Annotated in this window: 22 protein-coding genes; 9 read left to right on the top strand and 13 right to left on the bottom strand. The window is 67.8% G+C overall.

The genetic code is table 11. The annotated features are described in order from the left end of the window. Nucleotides 1-147 precede the first annotated feature (147 nt). Genes ACFQ9R_RS08455 through ACFQ9R_RS08470 form a run of 4 tightly spaced genes read right to left on the bottom strand, consistent with a single transcriptional unit; the run spans nt 148 to nt 4,779 of the window. Nucleotides 148-1,254, bottom strand: a complete 1,107-nt coding sequence (locus ACFQ9R_RS08455; RefSeq protein ID WP_378989685.1) for a saccharopine dehydrogenase family protein — start codon at nt 1,252-1,254, stop codon at nt 148-150. Continuing rightward, nucleotides 1,251-2,015, bottom strand: a complete 765-nt coding sequence (locus ACFQ9R_RS08460) for an alpha/beta fold hydrolase (RefSeq protein WP_378989686.1) — start codon at nt 2,013-2,015, stop codon at nt 1,251-1,253. Before ACFQ9R_RS08460 ends, ACFQ9R_RS08455 begins: the two co-directional genes overlap by 4 nt. Continuing rightward, nucleotides 2,012-3,532: a flavin-containing monooxygenase gene (locus ACFQ9R_RS08465; RefSeq protein WP_378989688.1), complete on the bottom strand. Its 1,521-nt coding sequence runs from the start codon at nt 3,530-3,532 to the stop codon at nt 2,012-2,014. Before ACFQ9R_RS08465 ends, ACFQ9R_RS08460 begins: the two co-directional genes overlap by 4 nt. Continuing rightward, nucleotides 3,532-4,779, bottom strand: coding sequence for an NADH:flavin oxidoreductase/NADH oxidase family protein (locus ACFQ9R_RS08470; protein ID WP_378989689.1), 1,248 nt, complete (start codon nt 4,777-4,779; stop codon nt 3,532-3,534). The genes ACFQ9R_RS08465 and ACFQ9R_RS08470 overlap by 1 nt, the downstream gene beginning before the upstream one ends. A gap of 105 nt (nt 4,780-4,884) precedes the next feature. Between ACFQ9R_RS08470 and ACFQ9R_RS08475 the strand changes: the two genes are divergently transcribed. After that, entirely contained in the window at nt 4,885-5,481 is a 597-nt protein-coding gene (locus ACFQ9R_RS08475) for a TetR/AcrR family transcriptional regulator (protein ID WP_378989690.1), read from the top strand. Between the two features lie 106 nt (nt 5,482-5,587). Here ACFQ9R_RS08475 and ACFQ9R_RS08480 read toward each other — a convergent pair whose 3' ends face one another. The 4 genes from ACFQ9R_RS08480 to ACFQ9R_RS08495 all read right to left on the bottom strand — a co-directional run bounded on the left by ACFQ9R_RS08480 (nt 5,588) and on the right by ACFQ9R_RS08495 (nt 9,921). Next, nucleotides 5,588-7,171 carry a succinic semialdehyde dehydrogenase gene (locus ACFQ9R_RS08480; RefSeq protein WP_378989693.1) on the bottom strand — a complete coding sequence of 528 codons (1,584 nt, stop codon included), beginning with the start codon at nt 7,169-7,171 and terminating at the stop codon, nt 5,588-5,590. Nucleotides 7,172-7,192: 21 nt separating this feature from the next. Continuing rightward, complete coding sequence (locus tag ACFQ9R_RS08485) at nt 7,193-8,146, bottom strand: alpha/beta hydrolase (RefSeq protein ID WP_378989695.1); 954 nt, start codon at nt 8,144-8,146, stop codon at nt 7,193-7,195. Between the two features lie 45 nt (nt 8,147-8,191). Then, nucleotides 8,192-9,109, bottom strand: a complete 918-nt coding sequence (locus ACFQ9R_RS08490; protein ID WP_378989696.1) for an acetoacetate decarboxylase family protein — start codon at nt 9,107-9,109, stop codon at nt 8,192-8,194. Nucleotides 9,110-9,204: 95 nt separating this feature from the next. After that, the gene (locus ACFQ9R_RS08495) at nt 9,205-9,921 is read right to left on the bottom strand and encodes a type 1 glutamine amidotransferase domain-containing protein (protein WP_378990008.1); all 717 of its coding nucleotides are present in this window, start codon (nt 9,919-9,921) and stop codon (nt 9,205-9,207) included. A gap of 250 nt (nt 9,922-10,171) precedes the next feature. Between ACFQ9R_RS08495 and ACFQ9R_RS08500 the strand changes: the two genes are divergently transcribed. Next, entirely contained in the window at nt 10,172-10,924 is a 753-nt protein-coding gene (locus ACFQ9R_RS08500; RefSeq protein WP_378989697.1) for a serine aminopeptidase domain-containing protein, read from the top strand. Nucleotides 10,925-11,069: 145 nt separating this feature from the next. After that, a complete protein-coding gene (locus ACFQ9R_RS08505) occupies nt 11,070-11,282 on the top strand; it encodes a hypothetical protein (protein ID WP_378989698.1) in 213 nt (70 codons plus the stop codon). Here ACFQ9R_RS08505 and ACFQ9R_RS08510 read toward each other — a convergent pair whose 3' ends face one another. Together ACFQ9R_RS08510 and ACFQ9R_RS08515 are read right to left on the bottom strand one after the other, a co-directional pair. After that, on the bottom strand, nt 11,283-12,209 hold the full coding sequence (locus tag ACFQ9R_RS08510) for an SMP-30/gluconolactonase/LRE family protein (protein ID WP_378989699.1): 927 nt from the start codon (nt 12,207-12,209) through the stop codon (nt 11,283-11,285). A gap of 187 nt (nt 12,210-12,396) precedes the next feature. Further along, the gene (locus tag ACFQ9R_RS08515; protein ID WP_378989700.1) at nt 12,397-13,035 is read right to left on the bottom strand and encodes a TetR/AcrR family transcriptional regulator; all 639 of its coding nucleotides are present in this window, start codon (nt 13,033-13,035) and stop codon (nt 12,397-12,399) included. A 138-nt stretch (nt 13,036-13,173) separates the two neighbouring features. Here ACFQ9R_RS08515 and ACFQ9R_RS08520 point away from each other — a divergent pair, with 138 nt between their 5' ends. Beyond that, a complete protein-coding gene (locus tag ACFQ9R_RS08520; protein WP_378989701.1) occupies nt 13,174-13,806 on the top strand; it encodes an NAD(P)-dependent oxidoreductase in 633 nt (210 codons plus the stop codon). Between the two features lie 185 nt (nt 13,807-13,991). Here ACFQ9R_RS08520 and ACFQ9R_RS08525 read toward each other — a convergent pair whose 3' ends face one another. Next, complete coding sequence (locus ACFQ9R_RS08525; protein ID WP_378989703.1) at nt 13,992-16,307, bottom strand: protein kinase; 2,316 nt, start codon at nt 16,305-16,307, stop codon at nt 13,992-13,994. Nucleotides 16,308-16,709: 402 nt separating this feature from the next. Between ACFQ9R_RS08525 and ACFQ9R_RS08530 the strand changes: the two genes are divergently transcribed. Genes ACFQ9R_RS08530 through ACFQ9R_RS08540 form a run of 3 tightly spaced genes read left to right on the top strand, consistent with a single transcriptional unit; the run spans nt 16,710 to nt 20,167 of the window. Next, complete coding sequence (locus tag ACFQ9R_RS08530) at nt 16,710-17,648, top strand: polyprenyl synthetase family protein (RefSeq protein WP_378989704.1); 939 nt, start codon at nt 16,710-16,712, stop codon at nt 17,646-17,648. Between the two features lie 33 nt (nt 17,649-17,681). Continuing rightward, the gene (gene crtI, locus ACFQ9R_RS08535; RefSeq protein WP_378989705.1) at nt 17,682-19,208 is read left to right on the top strand and encodes a phytoene desaturase family protein; all 1,527 of its coding nucleotides are present in this window, start codon (nt 17,682-17,684) and stop codon (nt 19,206-19,208) included. Beyond that, complete coding sequence (locus ACFQ9R_RS08540; protein ID WP_378989706.1) at nt 19,205-20,167, top strand: phytoene/squalene synthase family protein; 963 nt, start codon at nt 19,205-19,207, stop codon at nt 20,165-20,167. Before crtI ends, ACFQ9R_RS08540 begins: the two co-directional genes overlap by 4 nt. Nucleotides 20,168-20,170: 3 nt before the next feature. On the opposite strand, the gene ACFQ9R_RS08545 is transcribed toward ACFQ9R_RS08540, so the two are convergent. Together ACFQ9R_RS08545 and ACFQ9R_RS08550 are read right to left on the bottom strand one after the other, a co-directional pair. Then, complete coding sequence (locus ACFQ9R_RS08545) at nt 20,171-21,658, bottom strand: SDR family oxidoreductase (protein ID WP_378989707.1); 1,488 nt, start codon at nt 21,656-21,658, stop codon at nt 20,171-20,173. Between the two features lie 107 nt (nt 21,659-21,765). After that, nucleotides 21,766-23,049, bottom strand: a complete 1,284-nt coding sequence (locus ACFQ9R_RS08550; RefSeq protein ID WP_378989708.1) for a class I SAM-dependent methyltransferase — start codon at nt 23,047-23,049, stop codon at nt 21,766-21,768. A 149-nt stretch (nt 23,050-23,198) separates the two neighbouring features. Between ACFQ9R_RS08550 and ACFQ9R_RS08555 the strand changes: the two genes are divergently transcribed. Further along, complete coding sequence (locus ACFQ9R_RS08555) at nt 23,199-24,398, top strand: PucR family transcriptional regulator (RefSeq protein WP_378989709.1); 1,200 nt, start codon at nt 23,199-23,201, stop codon at nt 24,396-24,398. Between the two features lie 162 nt (nt 24,399-24,560). After that, nucleotides 24,561-26,009 carry a dihydrolipoyl dehydrogenase gene (gene lpdA / locus ACFQ9R_RS08560; protein WP_378989710.1) on the top strand — a complete coding sequence of 483 codons (1,449 nt, stop codon included), beginning with the start codon at nt 24,561-24,563 and terminating at the stop codon, nt 26,007-26,009. Nucleotides 26,010-26,019 lie beyond the last annotated feature (10 nt).

Raw genomic sequence — 26,019 nt, forward strand, 5'->3', positions numbered from 1 at the left:
TAGTCGACAAGCAGGACAGCGGTTTACGACGCGGCACAGGACATCGTGCCCTGCCCGCTGACGTTCGATCACGATCATCGGAAGCCCTCCTCGCCACGCCGACGCGAAGCGCCTGCTGCATGGTTAGACGAGACGACCGAAGCGAATTCATCGCTGGCCCGATCCGACCGGTCGCAGCCCCACCTCGGCACAGCCCTGGAGCAGCGTGTCGAAACCGAATGCTTCGACCGGACCGACGACACCGTTGGCGCGAGGTGTCGTTGTAGCCAGTTGTTGGGCGGCCCAGGCCATGAGTTCCCCGGTCAAGCTGTAGGCGCTGGGGCCTTCGACGTGGACTTCGGCAGGGCGCGAGCCCTCGGCGGTGGCGACCGCGACGACATGTGAGCGCGTGCGTGCGCGCTCGTCGGCGTCGGGGCCGCCGGGCGGGCCGATCATCGGACGGGTCAGCGCATCGATGAGCCTGCGCCCCAGCGGGATCCGCGCTGTCAGGGCGGTGATCGCCGACAACGCCACGAGCGGGCGGCTGAGCGCGGGGAACCAGCCGTTGTAGACGGTCACGGAATCTAGGGTGGGGAGGTCGAGCGGTAGGAAGAGGACCTCGGTGCCGGAGACGAGTGTGGCGTTGCGACGCCGGCCGCGCACGTCGAACCCGCGAACCCGCGAACCTGTTCGCTCCTGGATGAGCTCACCGCGGCGTCGGCGCGGCGCGGGCAGGGTGAGACCGTCACGCAGGGTGGTGCGGGTGCCGTGACTGAGCCCTCGGCACAGGGAACCGATGGCGAAATAGCCGATGTCGACCGAGCGCACAGTGGGGCCCGCCTGCCGCGCCGCCAGGGTCGCGGCGAGCATGCCGGGCACATAGTCGTAGCCGAACGCGGGCAGCATCACCGAACCGGTCTCGCGGGCCAGCGCATGTAGTTCGCGGCGCAAATCGAGCACGAATCCGACCTCGCCGGTGGAGTCGATGTAGTGCGCGCCGGACTCCGCCGCGGCACGGGCGACGGCATAGCCGAAGCGTTCGAACGGTCCGACGGTGCTGATGAGTACGTCGCCGCGATCCACGAGGTCTGCGACTTCGGCGGAGTCGGTGACATCGACGACGGCGTACTCGAGGCCGTGGCGGTCGGCGATCGCGGCGAGCGCCTCCCGATTGCGTCCGGCCACAACGGGTTCGATCCCGCGCCGCAGTAGCGCGTCGAGGACGAGCCCGCCGGTGTAGCCGGTGACGCCGAGCAGCACGATACGACCGGTCATCGAGATTCTCCTTCGGAGCGAGGTATGCCCGTGATGCGGGTGATCAAGTCCCCGACTTCGTCGGGTGCTTCCCACTGCGGGGTGTGCCCGGTGCCAGTCAATACGGTGGTGCGTACGTGGCCCAGGTCGGCGAATTCGTCGGTGGGCAGGGCGAGGCGGGCATCGAGGTGGCCGAAGACCAGCTCGGTCGGGATCGGCAGGTTGCGGAGGCGGTCGGCGAGTGGGCGAGCGCCGAGATAGCTGTCGATCGCCCGCGAACTGCGGACGAAATTGCGCCTGCCGCGTGTTCGCGCGTCGGTGATGAACTGGTCCGGCACGGTGGCACCGGGAGCGAAGGCGCTGCGTTGTGCGGTGCGCTGCTGTTCGCCGGAGGCGAGGGCCCACATCAGCTCACCCACGCCGGGCATCGCCAGGGCGCGCTCGACCGGCCCACGTGCGGTCAGCCGAGCAGCGCGTGACCACGGCGGACACAACAGCACGAACGCGCAGACCAGGTCGGGACGACGCTCGGCCAGCGCGGTGGCGACCAGTCCGCCACGGGAGTGGCCGACAACCACGGTCCGCGTGTCGAGCAGGGCGGCCACGTCGCCGGCGTCGTCGCCGATCGAGCCGCTCGAGTCCAGCTCGACGGCGACAATCCGCGTCACGTACTCGAGCTTCGGCACGACCCGGTCCCAGGCGCGGTGGGAGCCGGCGAGACCGTGGACCAGGACGACCGTCGGCAGGCCAGGGTTGCCAGTGAGCACTGCGCCTGCGCTCACGACAGCACCGGCGCCTCGCGTCGCCGCATCAGATGCTGGGTGGGGTCGAAACGTAGTGTGCGGCGCCGGAAGTCGAAGGTCGAGCCGGGCCAGATGTTGGTGTTGCGGCCGTCCTCGTTCAGATACCAGCTGGTGCAGCCACCACTGGTCCACACCGTGCCCTCACCGAGGCGTTCGACATCGTCGGCGAACTCCTGCTGGGCTCTGGCGGTCGGTTCGACGGCGGCCAGCTCGTGCTCGGCCGCATAGCCGACGGCGCCGGCGATGTAGTTGGCCTGGGATTCGAACATGTGGATCACCGAGGTGTGGCCGAGACCGATGTTCGGGCCGTGCATGAGGTACATGTTCGGGAAACCCGCGACGGAAGTTCCCAGGTACGCGGTCGGGCTCGTGCCCCACACCTGGGCCATCGTGCGCCCGTCGCGCCCATGGGTGCGATCGGTCAGTGGCAGGCGCGAAGTCCGGAATCCGATCCCGAAGATGATGACGTCGACCTCGTGCTCGGTCCCGGCGTCGTCGACCAGTCCGGTTGCGGTGATCTCCCGGATTCCCGCTGTTTCGAGCGCGACGTTGTGCCGGTCGAGGGCGCGCAAATACCCGTCGGAGATGAGCACCCGTTTGCAGCCGAACCGGAAGTCGGGCACCAATTTCGCGCGCAGCAGCGGGTCGCTGACCTGTGCCGCGAGGTGGCGACGCGCACCGCGTTCGGGCAATGCCATGAGCGCGGGATTGCGGAAGGCCACCACCTGCCACTCGCGTCGTAGATACAGGCGCAGGCGCTCGAGCCGCTGGATCGCGGGCAACCGGCGATACAGCAGTCGGCTCAGCGCGCTGATGGGTCGATCGTGGCGCGGGACCACCCACGCCGGTGTGCGCTGGAAGACGGTCATCCGCGCGACATCAGGTGCGATCGCAGGGACGAACTGGACCGCCGAGGGGCCTGTGCCGATCACGGCGACCCGCTTGCCGGTGAGGTCGACCTCGTGATTCCACCGGGCGGAGTGGAAGCTCACGCCCTCGAAACGATCCAGCCCCGGAATCGCAGGGACGAGGGGGTCGGCGAGTGCGCCGGTCGCCAACACCACATGGTCGGCGGTGCGTGGCCCGTGTGCGGTCTCGAGCCGCCACCGCTGCGCGGCGCAATCCCATTCCAGCCTCGTGACCGCGCAGTCGAGTACCAAGTGCGCGCGCAGACCCTGCGAGTCCACGACGTCTCGGAGGTAGGCGAACAACTCGGGCTGCTCGGCAAAGGTATTGCGCCAGTGTGGATTCGGCGCGAACGATAACGAGTACAGGTTGCTCTGTACGTCGACCGCCGCGCCGGGGTAGTCGTTGTCACGCCACACACCGCCCACCTCACCGGCGCGTTCGAGCAGGACGACATCGGCGAATCCCGCCTGCCGCAGTCGCACGGCGGCGGCGATCCCGCCGAAGCCGGTGCCGACGATCGCGACATGATTGTGGGGGATGGGAGCACCGTGGGGGTCAGCGTGCTCCCGGGTGGTGGTCGATGACATCACTTGGCGGCCAGCCACTTCGAGTAGCTGCGCAGTGCGCGGGTTTGCACGCGCTGGTCGGCCAGCATGGCCAGCGCAGGGCTGACATCGATCGCGGGATCGGCGCCGGTGGCCATGCGCCGCATCTGGTAGCGGACCATCGCCATCTCGGTCGCCGAAGCCAGCGCCTTGTCCGTCCAGGTCACCGCTTTCATGGTCCTGGGGGCTTCGCGTCCCTCGCGCCAGCGGTGAGGCAGATCGGGCGTAACCGCGAGTGCTGTCGCCATGCCGATCAGCGCGACCTTGTTGTCCAGCACTCGTTCGGCGGTGTCCCGGCGCGAGATGCCGCCGGTCAGCATGAGCGGCAGGGCGCTGGTCGCGGCCAGTTCCGCGGCCAGTTCGAGGAAGTACGCTTCGCGTGCGGCGGTGCGTCCGTCGGCGGGTCGGCCCGACATCGCGGGGCTCTCGTAGCTGCCACCCGATACCTCGACCAGGTCGACACCGAGCGAGGCGAGCATGCCGATCACCGCGTGCGCGTCGTCGGCGTCGAAACCGCCGCGCTGGAAATCCGCCGAGTTCAGTTTCACCGCCACGGCGAACGTCGGCGATACCTCGGCGCGAATGCCGCGCACGATCTCGGTCAGCAGCCGGGCACGGTTCTCGAGTGAGCCGCCCCATTCGTCGGTGCGATCGTTGACCAGCGGCGAGAGGAACTGCGACAGCAGATACCCGTGTGCGGCGTGAACTTCCACGCCGTCGAAGCCGGCTTGTTCGGCGCGTCGGGCGGTGGTCACGAAACGCCCGATGGTCTCGTGGATCTGCCGGGCAGTCATCGCCACCGGCTGTCCGAAACGCTTGGAGTGACGCCCCAATTCGACCGCGATGTTCGACGGACCCCAGACCACGCCGGGCATGCGAGCCTGCACCTGACGGCCGGGGTGGCTGATCTGCATCCACATGGCCGCGCCTGCCGCCTTGCCTGCCTGCGCCCATGCCGTGAACGGCGCCAGCGGCGCCTGCGCGTCTAGCACGATGCCGCCCGGCCCGGTCAACGCCTCGGCGTGCACCATCACGTTTCCGGTGATCAGGAGCCCGGCGCCCCCGGCGCCCCATCGCCGATACAGCGCGATGAGGCGCTCGTCGGGAAGTTGGGACTTGCCCGCCATTCCCTCCTCCATCGCCGCCTTGGCGATCCTGTTCTGCAGGACCTGGCCGGATCGCAACCGCAGAGGCGAGAACACCTCGCCCGAGTCCGCACCGCTCGCCATTGTTCGCTCCTTTCGGCACGCATATTGACACTGCTTACATTCGCGTGCGGAGCCCAACGGTAGAGGTAAATGTAAGCAGTGTCAACACTTGCTAGATTTGTTTCCATGGCAATGTCGAACACGTCGTATCACCACGGCGATCTACCCAGCGCGCTCGTGCGCGCTGCCGTGGAGCTCCTCGAGGAGGATGGCGCGGCAGACCTCTCGCTGCGGGCGGCCGCCCGCCGTGCCGGGGTGTCCACGGCCGCGCCGTACCGCCATTTCGCCGATCGCGACGCACTGCTGTCGGCCGTCGCCGCGGTGGGCTTTCGTGAGCTGGCCGAACAGCTCGTCGCCGCGAGCGCGGAGCCGAGCACGCCCGAGGATCTCGCGACCATCGCTGTGGCCTATGTTCGATTCGCCTTGGCGCGGCCCGCGTTGTTCCGGGTCATGTTCTCGGACCCGTGCGATCCGACCAGTCCCGAACGCGTGGCCGCGACCACGGCGATCCACGACTACGTCCAGGCGATCGTGCGGAGGATCTATCCCACCGCCGACGAGGAATCGCTGACCAACGCGATGTGGGCTCTGGTGCACGGTCTCGCGTTCCTCTATCTGCAGGGCAAGTTCGATGCCGCCGCCGACGCGGAACTCGAAAGTCGTATCCGCGGTACGGTGTTCGCGATCGTCGAACTCCCGACGCTGCCGTCCGCGCACGGCTGAGCGCCGCCGCCGAGCGCTCGGCGCGGATGCGGACAGCCGTGTTGCGGTGAGGAACCAAGCGCTGCGCGACGGTGAATCTGCGCCGCGCCCCGGTGTTCACCCGATCTCAGCGGGCACCCACCTTCTTCATGCCCGCGAGCACGGTGGTCAGAGTGGTCGCCCACGCGCTCCGTGACAGACCTGCCGGTGCGTCGAAGCCGAGGAGGCGCTGGTGTGCGATCGTCTGCGGCTCCGTGTATTTCAGCATGCCGTCGGCGCCGTGCCTGCGGCCGAGCCCGGAATCGCCCATGCCGCCCATCGGCGAATCGACGCTGCCCCATGCCGCGGCGTAGGCATCGTTGACGTTGACCGTACCCGCGCGCACCCGGGCCGCAACGGCCCGGCCGCGGGCGCCGTCGCGGGTCCAGACGCTGGCATTGAGACCGTAGGCGGTGGCGTTGGCCCGCACGACGGCCTCGTCGATATCGGCGAAGGGGTAGATCGACACCACCGGCCCGAACGTTTCGTGGTCGTAGAGCGTCATTTCCGGGGTGACATCGGCGAGGATGGTCGGTTCGTAGAACAGCGGCCCGAGATCGGGCCGCGCCCGGCCACCGGCCAGCACAGTGGCGCCCTTGGCGACCGCGTCCTCGACGTGCGCGGTGACGGTATCGAGCTGGGACGGGTTGGTCAGGCAGCCGACGTCGGTGCTGTAGTCGTAGGCGGCACCGATGTTCATCGCTTTCGTCCGCTCGACGAACGCGGCCACGAACTCGTCGCGGATCGCCTCGGCCACATACATCCGTTCGATCGACACGCACAGCTGCCCGGTCGAGGAGAAGCACGCGGACACCGCACCGTCGGCGGCACGATCGATATCGGCGTCGTCGAGGACGATCATCGGGTTCTTGCCGCCGAGTTCGAGAGAAGCGCCGATGAGACGTTCGCCCGCGTCGCGGGCGATCCGGCGACCGCTGGCGGTGGACCCGGTGAACATCAGGTAGTCGGCGTTGTCCATCAGCGACGTGCCGATCGAGCTGCCGCGGCCGACCACCATCTGCCACACCCCGCTCGGCAGACCCGCCTCGTGCATCAGATCCAGGGCCCACAGCGCGGTGAGCGCGGTCTGGGTGTCGGGCTTCTGTACCACCGCGTTGCCGGCCAACAGCGCCGCAATCGCGTCTCCGGCCCCCATACTCAGCGGATAGTTCCACGGCGAGATCACCGCGACGACACCCTTCGGATGGTGCAGCTCGGTGGTGTGGGTCAGGATCGGTATGGCGCCCCGGCGACGCTTGGGAGCGAGCAGCCGTGCGGCGCTGCGGGCGTAGTACCTGGTGGCGATCGCGATGTCGGTGACTTCCAGGAACGCGTCGCTACGAGTCTTACCGTTCTCGGCCTGGATGAGGTCGAGAACCTCGGCCTGACGTTGCAGTAGCAGGTCGTGGAACCGCAGCAGGATCGCCTTACGCCTGGCCACCGGCATTGCGGCCCACGAGGTTTGGGCCGTGCGGGCACGCGCGAACGCCGCCTCGACGTCCTCGGGAGTCGAGACGGGCAGCGTGGCCAGCGGGTTGCCGGTATAGGGGACCGTGGTCGTCACCTGTGTGGCGTCCGGACCTGCCGCGATCCGTGCGGTCAACCGGTTGATCTGGGCCGGGGACAGGGAAGGCGGCAGGCCCTCGGTTCGGGTGGCGTGGTCGACAGACATGAAAGCTCCATGGTTTCGGATTCAGTGCAGTGCCGCGCGCAGGGTGTCCTGCGCCAGCTTGATGGCGGCGTCGGCCGCGTGCGTCGAGCGCATCGAATTGATCATCACGAAGTCGTGGATGATGCCGCCGAAGCGCACCTGGGTGACCGGCACCCCGGCCGCCCTGAGCTTGGCCGCGTATGCCTCGCCCTCGTCACGCAGGACGTCGGCTTCCCCGGTGATCACCAGCGCGGGTGGCAGGCCCGCGAGCTGATCGACCGAAGCGCGCAGCGGTGACGCGTAGATCTCGGCACGCTGGGCGTCGTTGTCGGTGTACTGGTCCCAGAACCAGCGCATGCCGTCGCGGGCGAGAAAGTAGTGCTCGGCGAACTGGTGGTAGGACGCGGTGTCGAAATCGGCGTTGGTGACCGGATAGAACAGCACCTGCTGCGAGATCCGCACATCGCCACGGTCCTTGGCCATCAAGGTGAGTACAGCGGCCATATTGCCGCCCACCGAATCGCCCACGGCCGCGAAACGCGTAGCGTCGAGACCCTTTTCAGCACCGTGTGCGAACACCCATTGTGCGGCGGCGTAGTTCTGTTCGATCGCCGTCGGATATTTCGCTTCCGGCGACAGGTCGTACTCCGGGAACACCACGGCGGCATCGGCGCCGACCGCGAGTTCGCGGACCAGCCGATCGTGGGTGTGCGCGTTGCCGAATACCCAGCCCGCACCGTGGATGTAGAAGATCACCGGAAGCGTGCCGGTGGCGCCCGCCGGTTTGACGATGCGGACTTTCACCGAGCCGGTCGGCCCGCCCTCGACGGTGATCCATTCCTCGTCGATGGCTGGCTTGTCGATGTCACCCGATTGGACCTCGTCGACCGCTTTGCGACCCTGCTCCGGTGGCAACTGGAAAAGGAACGGCGGGGTATCGGTGGCTGTGGCGAACTCCGCTGCCTCAGGCTCGAGAACCGGCTTGATTTCGGTCATCACGATCTCCTTCTGGTCGGGTGTTCATTCAGGCGATGTGGCGTCCTATGCCCTTGTCGGGACCGAAGTCGGAACCGGCATGTGCAAAGCGTTCTGGCCTTCGCTCATCACGTCCAGGCGCAGAGTCTTGATCGGCGCGAGTGATCGAAGATCTCGCGAGAGGCGGCCGTGCCCCATCGTCAGCGTGACGTCACGGGGCATCGTCGTGCTGCCGGCCGACAGGACGTTGGTCTGGCTCAGTGTCGAGTGCCAGCCGCCCTTGATCGAGGTGTAGGAGGTGAGCGTCGACACCCGCTCACCGCTGGGATATGCGGTCTGGGCAGGTGTGGCCACCGACAAGGTCAGATCTGTTGCGCCGCTGTCGTCGAGGACCCGGCCGGTGGTCCGGGCGCCATCGACCTCGAAGTCGATCTCGGTGACCCATTTGGGGAAGCCGTAGCCGTCGTGCCCACGGACCTGGGCGATCTCGGTGCTCACCGGCAGCGACAGCACATAGGAATCCAGGCGGTCGCTGTCGAGGCCGGTGAGCAGGTCGGCGAGACCGAGCTTGCCGTGTCTGGCCGGTCGGACCGCGATGCCCACGGCGGCCTCGGTATAGAAGTCGATATCGCAGACGTCGTAACGGAAGAACATGACCGAGACCACGCCGAATCCGGGGAACACTTCCAGCGGCGCCAGCTCAGCGGGCAGCCGGGAACGGATCGCGCGCGAACGGGCCAGCATCGTGAGCCTGGCACTGGACATCCGGTAGTAGAAATTCGGCGTGTAGGTTTCGCCGATCAGTGAGTCGACCTTGGTTTTAGGGAGTTCCCGGAAAAAGTCGACACCGCTGACCCGGGAATCGCGCGCTATCTCGTCCAGATCGGGATTCATGCGATATCTGTCGTAGAGACCGTCTTCCGGCACGGTGACCGTACGACCACCGAGATCTACCTGGACCGTGCTCTGTTGAGTCGTTGACATCGGCGCAGCTCCCTTTGTTTGCTTTTCGAGGCGATCCCGACGCTAACCGTCAATGTAAGCACTGTCAACACTGGTGTGGCGTGACCGTTAGACGGTCAGGTCAACGACCATGCGGCGCCGACGTCGGTGATGAGTCGGTCGGCGAGCTCTTCGGAGGATTGCGGGTTCTGTCCGGTGTAGAGGTTTCCGTCGACCACGATGTGTGGCCGTAAGGGGATGAGCGCCTTCGAATAGTCGACGCCCAGTTCTTTGAGCTTGTCCTCGAGCAGCCACGGTGCCTTCCAGGCGAACCGGTTGAGTAGCTCTTCCCGATTGGACAGCCCGGTCATCCGGCGACCGGCGAACGGATTCTTTCCGTCGGGTCCGGTCGCCGCCGTGATCGCCGCGGGAGCGTGGCAGAGCAGGGCCAAGGGCTTGCCAGAGGCCAACCGGGCGGCGAGCAGCGCGCCCGAGGTCTCGTCGTAGGCCAGGTCTTCCATCGGGCCGTGACCGCCCGGGTAGAAGACGACGTCGAAAGAATCGGAGTCGACAGTGTCGAGCGGGACCGGTGTGGCGAGCGCATCCTGAATGCTGTCGAGGTAGTGCTCGATGTCGCGGCGCTTGCTCGGCATTCCGCCGGACATGCCGAGGCTGAGTCGGTCGAGCGTGGGTTTCTTGCCGCCCGGGGTCGCGATGGTGATGTCCCATCCGGCTTCGGTAAAAGCGCGGTGCGGAAAAGCGACCTCTTCGGCCCAGTAGCCGGACGGGTGCACCGTGCCGTCTTTCAATGTCCAGCGATCCGCGGCTGTGATGACCATCAGCACTTTCGTCACAACATGTTCCTCCTGGGTGCGGTCGTACTCTCGACAGAGGGGATGCCAGGCGGCCGGAACGGCAGAAGAGTCCGTAGACCCGCAGCCAATGTTTTCGCTGCTAACATTAGCCTCGGGGTTGCCCGCCGTCAACGACCCGATGGGCGTATCGGACGAACGAAGGAGTGCATCAGTGAGCAGGTCGAGCAGTCGGCATTCGGGTGGAATCGAGTCGAAGGCGATATCGCCGATCGTCTTGATCGCGCCGGCCATGGCCATCGGTTCGCGCTTCTACGCCCCGCTCGTCGCGGCATTCGCCGACCTCGGCTGGAGCGCGCGGGCGCTGCCACGGCGGGGCTTCGAACAGGGCACGCCGCAGGCATCGCGGCACAACAACTGGTCCTACCGGGACGAGATCGACATCATCGCGCACGCGGTGGCCGAGGCCCGCAGGGAAGACCCCGCCCGGCCGGTCGTCGTCCTCGGACACAGCCTCGGCGCCCAACTCGCCGCGGGCCACGAGCTCAACCACCCTGGCGCCGATGGCATGGTGACCGTCGGCGGCAGCCTGCCATACCACCGGCATTTTCCGAATTTCGGCCTGCCCGTGGCGATCATGGCTTCGCTCGTGCCGGTCATCACGGCGGTCTTCGGTTATCTGCCCAAGCCTGCCTTCGGCGCACCTGGAGCACGCACGCAAATGCGCGAGTGGGCCGCCATGGTCCTGACCGGGCGGCCTCCCTTCCCTGCACTGGACACAATCAATACACCGACGCTGGTGATCGCCCTCGAAGACGACGCACTGGCACCGCGACGCGGTATCGAGGCTTTCGCCCGCCGGCTGTTCACCCCGGGCAGGGTCACTCGATGGGACTACCGCACCGCGGACGTACCGGCTGGTGCGTCCAACGACCACATCAAGTGGGTGCGGACACCAGGGCCGGTGGTCGACCGGATCGCCACGTGGTGGCACCAGGTGTCGATGACAGCGAGTCATTCGAGCGTGGCCGGCGTGACGGAGTGATCCGGGGCGCATGAGCATTCGCGAAGGGCGTTGTCCGAGTGGGTAACTCGCACGGGTTCAGATGATGCGGTCCGGTGTGATTCTCGGTGCGCGCCCCAGCAATTCGGGGCGTGCGCGCCGCGAGGACACACGGCACGGTGGAGCTATGAACAAGCTCGCGGCGTCGTCCGCACTCGCTCTCTTCCTGCTCGCGTCCGCCGTCGGCGCGGGTTCCGCGCACGCCCAGCAGCCGGTGGCGGACACCGGCTCGTCGAGTCTGGACGTGCTCTGCAGCCCGGTCGGGGGCCTGCTGGTCATGGTGGGCAGCGCCGAGAATCGGTACGGCCCGCTGCTCGGGATGGTCTGCCTCAATCGATGATCAGGGCGGCGTGAGCTCGGTGACCGTTCCGAGGAAACTGGTGACGTACAGGGCGTTCGGATCCCAGCCGGGTCCGGACCCGAACCGTGCCGACGACGACAACGGCAGACCGTCGGCGATCGCGCAGGTCCGGCCGGTGTCCACATCGACCTGCTGAACTGCGCCGGCCACGTTGAGGGTCACGTACGCCTTGCCGTCCGGGCCGACAGTCAGATCGTCGGCCGAGTTCAGTGGCCCGACACCGGGAATCACGGCCTGGCGTGGTGGGCTGTCGGGATCGGCGTAGTCGACGGCGGCGATGACCGATGTGGGGTTGAACGTCGTCGAGACGATGAGCCGATTGCGGTGCGGGTCGAACGCGAGGCCGTTGGTGGAGCTCAGTGACGGTACGTAGGGTGTCGCGATGTTGTCAGAGGTGACCCGAGTCAAGGTGCCCGCGCCGATGTCTCTGCTGACGACGAAGTCGCCGTTCGGCAACTGCGCCAACCCGTTCGGCATCGTCAGACCGGTGGCCACCGTCTGCACGGTGCCGCTGTCGAGGTGCAGGGCCTGAATCGTCCCGTCGGCGCGGTCGGTGAGGGCGGCGGTGACGCTGTTGCCCGTCGTGAAATACGCGGTGTCGCCGGCGGTCAGGATCGACCCGGGACCCTCCACGTCGCTCACCGCGACAGATCGCGAGCCGTCGGCACCGAGGCGTTGCAGGGTGCCGGACGATCCGGTGGCGGATTGCTCTGCCAGCAGCAGATTTCCGCGACCGTCGAACCCCAGGTTCTCGAGTATTCCGTACCCCGCCGCGACGGTGTGCCGAGTCCATTGCGCGCACGAAACCGGTTCGGCGGAAGCGGTCTGCGCGGCGGGAAGGGTGGAGGCTGTCGCGGTGATCGCTATCGCGGCGAGCGCGCGAGACATAATGGGGGAGAGGGGCATGGGGTTCCTCGGGTCCGGGCCGGCAGCTCTGCCGTTGTCGGAGGCGGTGTTGTCGACGAGATCGGGCCAAGCCTAGGGCGGCAGTCGTGGAACTCGCACCGAAACAACGGATCGGCCGCGGACGTCGGCGAAAGCCTCCGTGGGGTGATGAAGTCGGAGCTGTGGTCGGCGGGCCACGTCCGCAGCGTCAGAGGTCGCCCGCTTCGAGGATGGTCAGTAACTGGTCGGCCGCGTGGCGCGCTCGGTGGGTGATCTCTTCGGTGTCGGGCTGCGCTCCGCCGAGTAACACCTGGTCGAAGAGCCTGGCCTTCAGCAGTCCGCCGAACACCGCGGCCGCCTCGTACTTGTCGGCGATTCGCCAGCCCTGCCGCTCACGCCACCGGTCCAGATAGGACGCGAAGATCAGGCCGCTACGGCCGAGGACTTCCCGCCGGTAGATGCGCCCGAGTTCGGGAAAACGATCCGCGTCGTGAGCGACCACCCGGTAGAGCGCGAGCTGCTCGTCGGAAAGGGCATGGCGAAGGTACTCCTCGCCCGCGCGAACCAAGCCGACCTCGGGCGGATCGGTGTACCAGGCGGGGTCTCGGGTGGTGTCGCTGTCGGGTGCGCACAGTCCCGCGATGACGGCGGTGAAGAGCTCGTCCTTCGTCTCGAAGTGGCGGTAGAGGGTCTTGATCGAGACGCCGGCCTCGTCGGCGATCTTGTTGACCGAGCTCGCGGCGTATCCCTCGTCGAGGAAGGCCGTACGCGCGGCCGCGACGATCTGGGCACGCTTGCGCGCCATGAGCCCGGCCTTGGGATCGTCTGTCGCCCACGTTCTGACCATGTGTCCGCCTTCCGTCTTGACCGACCTTACGACAGTAGTTACTGTCGTTTCAAACAACAGTAACTACTGTCGTGAGGGTGGGTCGCCCGAGTGGGCGATCGCGATCTCGAACGACCACACAGAGGCGGGGCTCGGAACATGAAACTGGTGGTCTTCGGTTCGACCGGTATGGGCGGCAGCGCTGTTGTCGCGAAAGCGCTCGAACGCGGGCACGACGTGACAGTCCTCGCGCGCTCCGCGACAAGCGCCGACAAAGCGCCCCACGGCGTTCGCGTCGTGCGCGGCGATGCGCTGGATCCGGCGGCGGTCGAGCGCGCGCTGGACGGCACCGACGCCGTGATCCAGTACCTGGGGGTCGGCGGGCTCGGCGACGGCAAACCCAATGACCTCGTCCCCGACGCCACACGCGTGATCATCGAGAAGATGCGCGCGCACGGCGTCGAACGACTCGTGTGCGCGAGCAACATGGGACTACCCGGTTCCGGTGCCTTCCTTTTCCGCCGCGTCCTGGTGCCGCTGTTCGCGCGCCGCCTGCCGCCCATTCTCGATGCCAAAGTGGCGATGGAAGCCCAGCTCGCAGCCAGTGAGCTGGCCTGGACAGCCGTTCGCCTCCCGGCTCTGAAGGCAGTGGCAGACAAGGGAACCGTCAAGGCCGACCCGAGCGGGCGAGCGACGGGCTACTCCATCACCTGCGGCGATGCCGCCGACTTCATGCTCGACATCATCGAGCAGCGCCAACACCTGCGCACAGCAGTCGGCGTCTCCAACTGACAGCTCACAATCCTGGCCGACCTCGAGTCTCGCGGCTGTTCCGTCCCTGGCCGTTGGAGATCCGGGGCCTGGCGCGCCGCTCGATCAGCGGCCCCGATGCGGTCCTCACCCTGGAGGGGAGGGTGAGGCCCGTGTCGGTCGACGCGGCACCCGCGCGCAGGCTTAGGTGCGCGGGCCGCCGGATCTCACACCACCCGCCGATTGCCCACGTACACCCGGCCGTCGAAACAGCGAAGAGGACTGCCGAAGTCGAGTGACCAGAGCGGATTCGAGTGCTCGCCGGCCGGAATCGCGGTCACCGTTCCCTGACCGCCTCGCGGAACGGCCACGACTCGGGTGCCGTCTGTCGCCCAGGGGATCTGCTCGCTCGGCAGGACGCCGCCGTCGGCGGTGTACGCGTCGAACCACGCATAGGCGACGGCGTTTGTCGCATCGGCGAATCGGGATTTTTCCGTCGTATCCCATCGAACGAGAATCTTGCTGCCGATGCCCGCCACGGTCAGGTGGTGACCGTAGCTCGCCTCTTTGGGGACCTCCCTCGACCAGAGGGCGGAACCGGTCGCCGGATCGAACGCGCCGACGACACCGGTCTGCTTGTTCATCAGCACCGGCACAGCTGCCGCGGTAGCGGGCTCCGCGTAGTGCTCGGCGCCGCCGTTGGGCGAGGGGTCGTCGCCCTGAGTGGAATAGACGGCGTTCGGGATGACGCGCCAGTCGGCACCCACGCTCGACCGTTTCGTGCCGTCGAGCGCGTACATGTCCCGGCCGACAGCGAAGCCGCCGGGAAATGCCGCCCAGTCCGGCGCCCAGACGGTCGCGGAATCGGCGTTCTTCGGCGTCATCTGATACACGATCTTGCCGCTCTCGACAGCTCGTAGCTCGAAGCTCGCTGTCGAGAACGGATCACCCGAGACCGGATCCTTCTCCAGCGACAGCACACTCGCTCCGCGCACCAGACCGGCGCGAACGCCGTCGGCCTGCCAGATCACGGTGCCCGCGCTGTTCGCGACGGTCACCGAACCGCTGGAACTGCCCTTGCGTTCGGGCTCGAAGATCGCGAATGTTTCTCCCGCCGCGACGATTTCGGTCGCGGCGCCGAGCCTGCCGGAGACCGCCCCGGCCTCGATGTCGATGATCGTCGTCGCGTACGAGTCCGAGTCGATGTCCGCGGTTCCCGCCGCCGACTCGGCGTGGCGCACCCGGCATCCCGCGTAGCGGCCCGAGGGCGTGAACACGCAGGCGCCGATGCTCCCATGGCCCACATCGACACTACGGAGCACCGTCCCGTTCTCCGCGTCGAGGATGTCCAGAGAGTTCGTCCGCCCGGTTCGGGCGTAGAGCACCACGTCGTCCGAGCCGCCGACCGGGTACTCGGAGCCCGGCACCGCCGGCTGTCGCCACCGCTCGGCTGTGGGCTGGACGGCAAGGTCGGGACTCTGCGCGGTCACCGAGACGCGGGGCATCGCGCGGGCGGCATCGGTCGGCCCCATCTCGTCGGAACCACTCGACCACGCGACGATCGTCGTCACGACCGCGACGACGATCGCGGCTACGCCCGCCCCCACCCACCTGCCATGTCTCGGTCGAGCGGGTGCGTCGCTGTCGCGGATCACCGTCGCGATGGCGGCCTGTGGCCCGCCGGGAGGAGACGTCTCAGCGCCCCGCGATCCACTGCCGGACAACCCCAGCGCCGAACCCAGTGCGGTCGCGAAGTCCGACGATGATTCGAAGCGGTCGGCGGGCCGTTTCGCCATCGCCCGTGCGAGCGCCCGATCCACCTCGGGACTCAGCTCCGGTCGCGCGGTCCGCACGCTCGGCGGCGCGGCCGTGGCGTGCCGGGTGACCACCACCGCGGGGTTCGCATCCGCGAACGGTGGCCCGCCGGTCAGCAGGTGAAAGACGCTGCAAGCCAGTGAGTATTGATCACTTCGCCCGTCCAGTGGCAATCCGGTCAGCTGCTCGGGCGAGGCGTAGTTCAGCGTCCCGATCATGACGCCCGTGCCGGTCAGATCCGAGGTGTCCGAGACTTGTCGCGCTATCCCGAAATCGGTCAGGAGGAGATCGCCGGTCCGGCTCAGCAGGATGTTCGCCGGTTTCACATCCCGATGCACCAAACCTTGCGCGCTCGCGCGATCCAATGCTCCGGCAACGGATTCCGCGATCCGGACCACCTCGTCGGTAGCGAACGGCCCGATCGTGGACAGCCGCTGGGCCAGGTCCGCACCCTCGACCAGTTCCATCGCGATCCACAATCGGCCGTCGCACTCGCCACGGTCATAGACCTTCACGATCGCCGGATGCGACAAACCCGCCGCGAGATCGGCCTCCCGCTCGAACCGGACCCGGTACTGCGGATCCAGGGCGAACTCCGCGGCCAGCACCTTCACCGCGTCCGAGCGCGGCAACCGCGGATGCCTGGCCGCGTAGACCTCGCCCATCCCACCGGCACCGAGCAGCCGTTCGATCACATACCCGGCGAAAACCTCTCCTGGACGCAACATCAGTCCCTCCTCCGGCGACGAGGTTACCGACACTTCCCTGCGGAGCCGGAGCAACCTGAGCCGGGGTCCGGCCAAGAATGCGCAGCGCGGTCCAGCGTTGAGAGTCGGTCCATGACGCGTGATCTCTGGTGCGGTGGCAGTCGCAGCGCCGCCGGAACGATCAAACGATGCGCAAACGATGCATTTTTGCTCGATCGGTGTCACAATCGATGGGTGGATGCCGAACGAGTAGCAATCGCGCTTCGACCTTGTGAACCCGCAACCGGTGATGACGGATCCGCGCGGTTCGCCGACTGGCTCGCGCGCACACAGATCTCGGTCCGCGGTCATGTCGACGAGTTCGTCCGCGCGCGTTGCCGGGCAGAACTCGACCCGGCGGGATTTTCGTTCCCGGGCCGGTTGATGATCGATTTCGCGTCGGGCGGCAAGTGCGTACGGTCGGTGTTCGTCTATCTCGGCTGGCTGTGCGGCGGCGCTGGGGAATCCGAAGCCGCCCTGCGTGCGGCCGCCGGCGCGGAGCTCCTGCACGCGTTCGCGCTGGTGCAAGACGACGTGATGGACGAGTCGACGGTCCGGCGCGGACAGCGGTCCGCTCACCTCCGGCTCGCCGCATGGCACCGCGATCAGGGATTGTCGGGCTCGCCGGCCCGATTCGGCGAGTCCGCGGCGATCCTCATGGCCGACCTGTTCCTGGTGTGGGCTGAGCGCATGGTGCGCGAGAGCGGCCTGCCTGCCGCCGCGCTGGATCGGGCATGGCCGCGCTACGACGCGATGCGCAGCGAGCTGGCGGTAGGTCAGCTCGCGGATCTGACCAACGACGCGAACCGGCTACCGAGCGTGGGCGAGGTGATGGATATCGCGCGGCGCAAGTCCGGCAACTACACAGTGCGGCGCCCACTCGAATTGGGTGCGGCGATGGCCGGCTGCGACGAGACGGTGATGCGCGTTCTCGGCGAATACGGCGACGTGATCGGGGAAGCGTTCCAGCTCCGTGACGACCTTCTCGGCATCTTCGGCGACCCGTCGACTACCGGAAAACCCACCGGAGACGATGTCCGGGAACGCAAGGCGACCACCGTGATCGCGCTGGCCGATCAGCTCGCCGAGCCGTCGGATCGCGCCCGGCTACGAGATCTGTGGCGGGCCGAGTTCATCGACGAGCAGGCCGTAGCGCTCGCCCAGACCGTGATCATCGACAGCGGCGCACGCCGGCGTGCCGAGCAGATGATCGGCGAGCGCGTCGAGCACGCACGCCGGCTCCTCCGGAGCGCCGACCTCGAACCATCGGTGGCCGACGCGCTGCAGCGAATGGCGCTGTTGTGCACGCACCGCTCGCACTGACCGGCGAACCCGCCGCCCCACCGAAAGGAAGCAATGCGCACGATATCGGGAACAACCGATGAGGTGGTCGTCGTCGGGGCCGGCCTGGCAGGACTGGCCGCCGCGTTGCACCTGGCAGGACGCGGACGCAGCGTCACGGTGGTGGAGCGCGATACGGTCCCCGGTGGCCGGGCCGGACGGCGCGACGTCGACGGCTATCTGCTCGACACCGGACCGTCGGTGCTCACCATGCCCGACATCGTCGCCGACACCCTCGCCGCGGTCGGTGACAGCCTCGAGTCCCGGTTGGAGCTGTTGCCCGTCGCCCCGGCCTATCGCGCGCACTTCGCCGACGGCACCGCGCTGGATGTCCACAGCGACGCCTCGGCCATGGAGGAATCGGTCCTGGCGTTCGCCGGACCGACAGAGGTCGAGGGATATCGCCGGCTGCGTTCGTGGTTGAGCGAGCTGTACCAGGTCGAATTCGAACGGTTCATCGCCGCGAATGTCGACTCTCCGCTCGGGCTGCTGACGCCGGCGTTCGCGCGGTTGATCGCATTGGGCGGATTCCGGCGCCTCGACAGGGCCATCGGATCGTTCCTGACCGATGAGCGGCTGCGCCGCGTCTTCACCTTCCAATCGCTCTACGCGGGCGTTTCGCCACAACGCGCACTGGCGCTGTACGCGGTGATTTCCTACATGGACACCGTGGGCGGGGTCTCCTTTCCGCGCGGCGGCATGCGCGCACTACCCGACGCCCTGGCCGCCGCCGCTGTCGATGCCGGTGTGACGTTCTGTTACGGCGAGACAGTCAACGATCTGGAGCGGCGTGGATCCCGGATCACCGCGGTACTCACCGAGCGTGGCCGCCGAATCCCTTGCGACGCTGTCGTTCTGGCGACCGAACTTCCCACCGCCTACGAGCTGCTCGACCGCGTCCCGCGTCGGCCGAGCAGTTGGCGCCCCGCGCCGTCCGCGGTCGTCATGCACGTCGGTGTCCCCGAATCGGTGCCGACCGCCCATCACAACCTCGTCTTCGGCGCCGCGTGGGAGCAGACCTTCGACGAACTGATCGGTGCCGGAAAAGTGATGACCGACCCGTCGTTGCTGGTGACCCGCCCGACCGCGACCGACCCCACCCTGGCCCCACCCGGCCGCGACCTGTTCACTGTTCTCGCCCCGGTGCCCAACCTCTACCGCAGCGGTGACCTCGACTGGGATCGCCGTGCCACCGCCTACGGCGAGGAGCTGGCCGCGATAGTCGAGAACCGGTTGGTTCCGGGCTTCGTCAGCGACGCCCGGGTCGTGCATCTGGACACGCCCGCCGACTGGCAGCGCCAGGGCCTGCTGGCCGGAACCCCGTTCTCGCTCGCGCACACCTTCGCTCAAACCGGTCCCTTCCGCCCCGCGAACCTGCCGCGCGGTGTGAGCAATGCGGTGCTGGCCGGCTGCGGCACCGTACCCGGCGTGGGCGTACCGACGGCACTGTTGTCGGGCCGCCTCGCCGCCGACCGCGTCACCGGCACGGTGTCCGCGTCGCGGGCTTCGACCTCGACCTCGATCGGAGGCGATCGACGATGATTCGCACGGAACTCGACGCGGCCGGTATCCGCGATGCTCGATTGCGCGAGGCGTACCAGCGCTGCCGGGAACTCAACGCGCGCCATGGCCGCACCTTCTTCCTCGCCACTCGGCTGCTCGCGCCCGCCCAGCGCCCGGCGATCCACGCTCTCTACGGCTTCGCCCGGTGGGCCGACGACATCGTCGACGAACCGCTGACCGACGATGCAGCGGGCACTCCGGCGCAACGGCTGGACGCGGTGACGAGGGACCTGCACGACAGCCTTTCCGGTGCCCCGGTCGACGACCCGATTTTCGCCGCGCTGGCCGATACCGTCGCCAGATACGAGATCGACCACGTCCTGTTCGACGAATTCCTCGACTCGATGCGCATGGATCTGACTGTCACCGACTACCCCGACCGGGCCGCGCTCGACCGCTATGTGCGCGGTTCGGCCGACGTGATCGGTTTGCAGGTACTGCCGGTGCTCGGCACCGTCGGCGAACGAGCCGATGCTGCCCCCTACGCGGCTGCGCTGGGAAAAGCGTTTCAGCTCACCAACTTCCTGCGCGACATCGCCGAGGACCTCGACCGCGGCCGGGTGTACCTACCGGCCGACGAGCTGGCTGCCCATGATGTGGACCGCACCAGGTTGCAGTGGTGTCGTTCTCGCCGACGCACCGACGCGAAGGTCCGGTCAGCGCTGGCCGAGCAACACGCGATCGCGCGCGACTGGTATCGGTACGCCGACAGTGGAATAGCGCAACTACACCCGGTATCGCGACCCTGTGTAGCCACCGCGGCGGTGCTGTACGCGGAAATTCTCGACCGCATCGAGGAGAGCGAGTTCGCGGTGTTCACTGCGCGCGCCACCGTGGGCAACGCGCGCCGCACCCGCGTTGCCGGTTCGGCGTTGGCTCGTGCGCTGTGGGCGCGGCGAGGCAGCCGCGCTCGCGCGCTGACGAACGCGGCAGGCTGATCGTCAGCTGGACGGCACCGCGCCGTCGGCGGGGTCGTGTTCGGCGGTGCCGGTGATGTTGCGGACCATGCCGCCGAACACGGCGTTGTGAAACGGCGTGATCGCTTTCCAGTAGAGGTGCCCGGCGAGACCGTGCGGCTGGAAGATGGCCCGCTGCCGATAGCGGGAGCCGCCGGTCGGGTCCGATTCCACACCCAGTTCGAGCCACGCCAGTCCCGGGAGCTGCATCTCGGCGCGCAGCCGCAGGAGATGGGGCCGGTCGATGTATTCGACGCGCCACCAGTCCAAGGCTTCGCCCGAGTGCAGGTGGCGGGGGTTCTTGCGGCCGCGGCGTAACCCGACACCGCCGGTGACACGGTCGATCCAGCCGCGCAGCGACCAGGCGAGAGGGAAGGAGTACCAGCCGTTCTCGCCGCCGATGGCTTCGATCACCGCCCACACGGTTTCGGGGTCGGCGTCGGTGTGCTGCTCACGAAGGTCCTCGTAGAGTGAGCCGCCCGACCACGCGGGGTCGGTGGGCAGCGGATCCGAGGGTGCGCCGAATGTGCTGGCATCGGACCAGCGGGTGGGTACGTCGGCATGGCGAATACGGGTCAGCGCCAGTTCCACGGCTCGCGCGTAGTGGGTGAGACCTTCGGCGGGATCCGGGATGTGGGTGGCGATATCGTGCTCGCCGCACACGACTTCGTGCACGAGCGACTCGATGAGCGGTACGGCCAGCGCTCGTGGCACAGGGGTCACGAGGTTGACCCACTGCGCCGACAGCCACGGCGTGAGCACCGGAACCGGCAGCACCACACGACGAGTGAGCCCGGCTACCACAGCGTATTCACGCATCATGGTCAAGTAGGTCATGACGTCGGGCCCGCCGATATCGAACGAGCGATTGACGTCGGCGGGCAACTCCGCGGCCTGCACCAGGTAGTAGAGGACGTCCCGAACGGCGATGGGCTGGATCCGGTTGTGCACCCATCGCGGGGTGATCATCGCGGGCAGGCGTTCGGACAGGTATCGCAGCATCTCGAAACTGGCCGAACCGGATCCGATGATCACCGCGGCGCGCAGTTCCGCTGTGGGAACGCCGGATTCGCGCAGAATTTCGCCGACCTCGGCGCGGGAGGCGAGATGGCGTGACAGCGTCGCGTGCTCGGGGATGATGCCGCCGAGATAGACGATGCGGCGGACACCGGCTGAGTTCGACGCGGCCGCGACGAGCCGCGCCGCCTCGCGATCGATGTCGGAGAAGTCGTCCCGGGCCAACGAGTGCACCAGGTAGTAGACGACCTCCTGGTCGGCGACGGCGGCGCGCACCTCGTCATCGTCGGTGACATCGCCACGGACGATCTCGACCTGATCCCGCCACGGAACCTCGGCCAACTTCTCCGGGGTGCGAGCCACCACTCGCACCTGATGGCCGGCCTGGATCAGCTCGGGCACCAGACGTCCACCGATGTAGCCGGTCGCGCCGAACACCACACACCGCATGCTCATCACCCGTTCCCTGTGCTCGTCATCGGCATTGTTCGATGCATAAATGATTCATAATATCGGGATGGTGATCGTTGTGCGAGCTGTTGCCGTGCGCTGACCCGCGCGGACTATCCCCAGTCGCGTCGTGTCGCGGGCATCTCGGCCTTGCCTGTCGCTTCGGGCACCACGCCGAGGACCTGGTGAATCCCGAGTCCGCCGTCCTCGAAGCCCAGCGCGGAGGCGGCCATGTACAGCCGCCAGATTCGGGCTCGCCCATCGCCGACGAGCGAAACCGCCTGTTCCCACTCGTTTTCCAGATTCGCGACCCATTGGCGGAGGGTACGTTCGTAGTGCTCGCGCAGGGCTTCGACGTCACGGACCTCGAATCCGGCGCGTTGCATGGCGAGCACGACCTCGCCCACATCGACGAGTTCGCCGTCCGGGAAGACGTAGCGCCCGATGAAGGAACGATTGCGCATGACGGATCCGCCCGGCGAGGAGATGGCGTGGTTGAGCAGCCGTCCGCGCGGGTGCAGCAGTGCGCGCAGAGTGTCGAAGTATTCGGCGGCGCGCCCGGAGCCGACGTGTTCGAACATGCCGATCGAGGAGATGGCGTCGAACTGCTCGCCGCGCAGGTCCCGATAGTCGGCAAGCCTGATCTCGACACTGTCCGACAACCCCGCCTCGGCGACGCGTTTGCGGGCGAGCTCGACCTGGGCGCTGCTGATGGTGACGCCGACGACCTGCGCGCCGTAGGTCGACGCCGCGTGGATCGCCATGGACCCCCAGCCGCATCCCACGTCGAGCAGGCGCATACCCGACTGCTCGGCCAGGCCCAATTTGCGGCAGATCAAGTCGTGCTTGGCTCGCTGGGCGGCCTCGAGCGAGCCGTCGTCGTCCGGCACGAACCGCGCGCAGGAGTAGGTCATGCTCGGTCCGAGCACCAGCCGGTAGAAGTCGTTGCTGACGTCGTAGTGATGACTGATCGCCGCCGCATCGCGCCGCTTGGTGTGCAGGGGTCCGCGCTGCGGACGGGCTTCCTCCGGCGGCGGTTCCAGGCGGCGACCGAGCGCCCCGAGCTGGCGCGCCGCGCCGATGGCCTGCCATGTCGCCCCGAGACCGAGGCGGGCATCGTTCGGCGCGGTCGACTGGAGTGCTCGCAGCATCGTGAAGATATCGCCGTCGAGATCCACCGCGCCGGAGACGAAAGCACGCGCCAAGCCGAGCTCACCCGGCGCCCAGACCAGGTGACGTAGCGCGTCCTCGGAGCGCACGCGCATCGTGCCGGGACTTTCCCCGTCGGGATGGATCGTGCTGCCGTCCCAGAACTCGAACCCCACCGCGGGGCGGGGGCCCAGCGTGGCTCGCAGCAGGGGTTGGAACGCGGTAGCGATCGTGGACTGGTTACCCATCCGACCACTATGGCCCGCCTGCCGCTGCCACTGCGGCAACGACGCGGCTGTCTGTGCCAGAGGCGGCGGGACTGCGGAGTCGGTCGGTTCGGGGATGCGGTGATCGGCTCGTTCCGGGCGAGCCGGGAGCGGGCGTAGCGTCTAGCGATATGGCCGCGAGATCCAAGCACACCCTTCCCTCGGTGGGTACGAGGGAGCTGGTGGCCGCGTGCCGAACCGAGATTCCCGCGCTGACCAGGCAGTTGATCGCCGCGATCTTCACCGATATCCCGGAGTGGACCGACTACTCGCCGGTGAGCCGGGAGGACCTGCACCATGCGTGCTGCCGCTATCTGACCAGGGTGCTCGATCTGGTCGCCGGTGACGTGACGGGCCCGGATCGCGACGATGTCGCCGCCGCCATCGGCCGCAATCGGGCCGCGCAGGGCGTGCCCCTGGAGGTCATGTTGCGGACGTTCCGGCTCGGCGGTCAGATCGTGTGGGAGGCGCTGCTCGACAAGGCCGGCGAACTCCCGCCCGGTGAGGTCCGCAAGATCGGAGTGGCGACCTGGTCGGCCATCGACGGCATGTCGTCGTCGCTGGTCACCTCCTATCGCAGCACCGAACTGGAGCAGGTTCGTCGCGACGAGCGGCGACGGCACGGCGTGATCGAGGACCTGCTGGCGGGCAGCGCACGCGACGCGACTTTCGCCGCGCGGGCGGCGCGCGAGCTGAACTTGCCCGCCCACGGTGGGTATCTGGTGGTCGCGGTGCGCGGTGATCGTCCGCACGTGGAGTTCGGCACCGAGACCGCGTTGGCGGCCATGGGCATTCGGTCGGTCTGGCACGACCGCGTCGAGACCATGGTGGGGCTGGTCTCGCTCGAGCAGCGAGACGGTTCCGCTGTGCTGGACCAGGTGGGAAGCCGGATCCGGGGCAGGGCAGCGGCGTCACCGGTGGTGCAGGGATTGGCGCAGATCGAGACGGGCCACGCGCTGGCGATGCTCGGCTTGGAGACCCTGCCCGCGACAGCACGGGGTCTGGTGTCGTTGGAGCAGCGCTACCCCGAAGCGTTGTTGCTGCGCTCTCCCGACCTGACCGCGCTCATGGTCGCGCGCACCCTCGGCCCGGTGCTGGAACTGCCGGCCAAAGAGCGCGAGATCCTGTTGCGCACCCTGGCGATCTGGCTCGAAGAGAACTGCTCGGCGGCGAATGCCGCGCCGCGACTGCACTGCCATCGCAACACCGTGATCAACCGGCTCCAGCGAATCTCCGCCCTGCTGGGTCGGCGACTGGAAGGACAGCGGTCCTACCTGGAACTCTCCCTCGCCTTGGCCGCGCTGGAGATGGGCGTGAACCCACCCGGCTGAGCCATCCCGCAACCGTGACCGATTGGGCGCAGCGCCCATTTTTGGGGCCCGAATTCTGGGCTGTCGGTTGGTTGTTTGTGCATTTGTGGACCGTGAGACTCGACGGATGATCCAAGCCACGACCGTGGATGGGTTGATCGTTCGAGCTGAGGAGCACCACGAGTGCTGGAATTCGATCTATTGGTGATCGGTGGTGGGCCGGGCGGATACGTGGCCGCCATCCGTGCCGCGCAACGCGGCCTGAAGGTCTGCGTGGTGGAGAAGGAACGCCCCGGCGGCGTGTGCCTGAACTGGGGTTGCATTCCCACCAAGGCGATGCTCCGCTCGGCGGAGGTCTTCCAGACTCTCACCACCGCAGCGGAATTCGGCGTTCTCGCCGACAATGTGCGCTACGACTTCGGCGCGGTGCGCCAGCGCAAGGACTCCATCGTCAAAGAACTGACCGACGGTGTAGCCGGCTTGCTGAAGGCCAATGGTGTCACGGTCATCGAGGGTCATGCCCGGTTCGTCGAACCGACTGTCGTGGAGGTCCACGAAGTCGGCGCCTCACCGATCTTCGACGGCGGCCCCCGCTACGCCGCGCCCGCCGGAACGGCGATTCGCCGGGTGAACGCGCGCGACGTGATCGTCGCGACCGGTTCGGTGCCCGCGCGGCTACCGATCCCGGGCGCGGGATTGCCCGGCGTCGTCACCTCCGACGGCGCGTTCGGGCTGACCGAGGTACCGCGACGGTTGGTGGTCATCGGCGGCAGCGCGGTCGGCGCGGAATGGGCCAGTCTGTTCGCCACGTTCGGCAGCCAGGTCACGGTCGTGGAGATGCAGGACCGCCTGGTTCCGTTGGAGGACAAGGAGATCGGCGACGCACTCGGCCGCTCGTTCCGCAAGCGTGGCATCACCGTCCTCACCGGCGCCACCGTCACGGCGATCACCGAGGGCGACGCGCTGCGGGTATCGGTCGGCGGCCCAGCGGCACAGGAACTCGACGCCGATGTCGTCCTCGTCGGCGTCGGGCGACGCCCCAACACCGCCGAACTCGGTCTCGATGTGGCCGGAATCGCCACGGACGCGCGCGGTTTCATCGAAGTCGACGACCGGCTTCGAACCGGGGTAGAGCACGTCTACGCCATCGGCGACGTGACCGGCCGGGCCCTGCTCGCCCATGTTGCCTCCCACCAGGGCATCACCGCGGCCGAGGTGATCGCCGGGCACGACGCCCACATCGACTACACCGTCATCCCGGCCGCGACCTTCACCCACCCGGAGATCGCGAGTGTCGGTCTCACCGAGGAGGCCGCCCGCACGGCGGGCCACGAGGTGATCACCGCCAAGTTCCCGTTCGCGGCATTGGGCCGGGCCAAGACTTTCGGCGAGACCGAGGGGTTCATCAAAATCGTGGCGGGGCAAGCGCATCAGGAAGTGCTCGGCGTGCACATCATCGGCCCGTCCGCCAGCGACCTGATCGCCGAAGGCGCGCTGGCGATCTCGCTGGAAGCCACGCTCGACGAGTTGGCCGACACCATCCACGCCCACCCCACACTCGGCGAAATCGGCATGGAGGCGGCCATGGCCGGACTCGGACTGCCGGTACACATCGCGCCACGCAAGCGTTGAGGAGCTCGAC

The organism is Nocardia sp. NPDC056541, from assembly GCF_042794235.1.
GTDB lineage: Bacteria > Actinomycetota > Actinomycetes > Mycobacteriales > Mycobacteriaceae > Nocardia.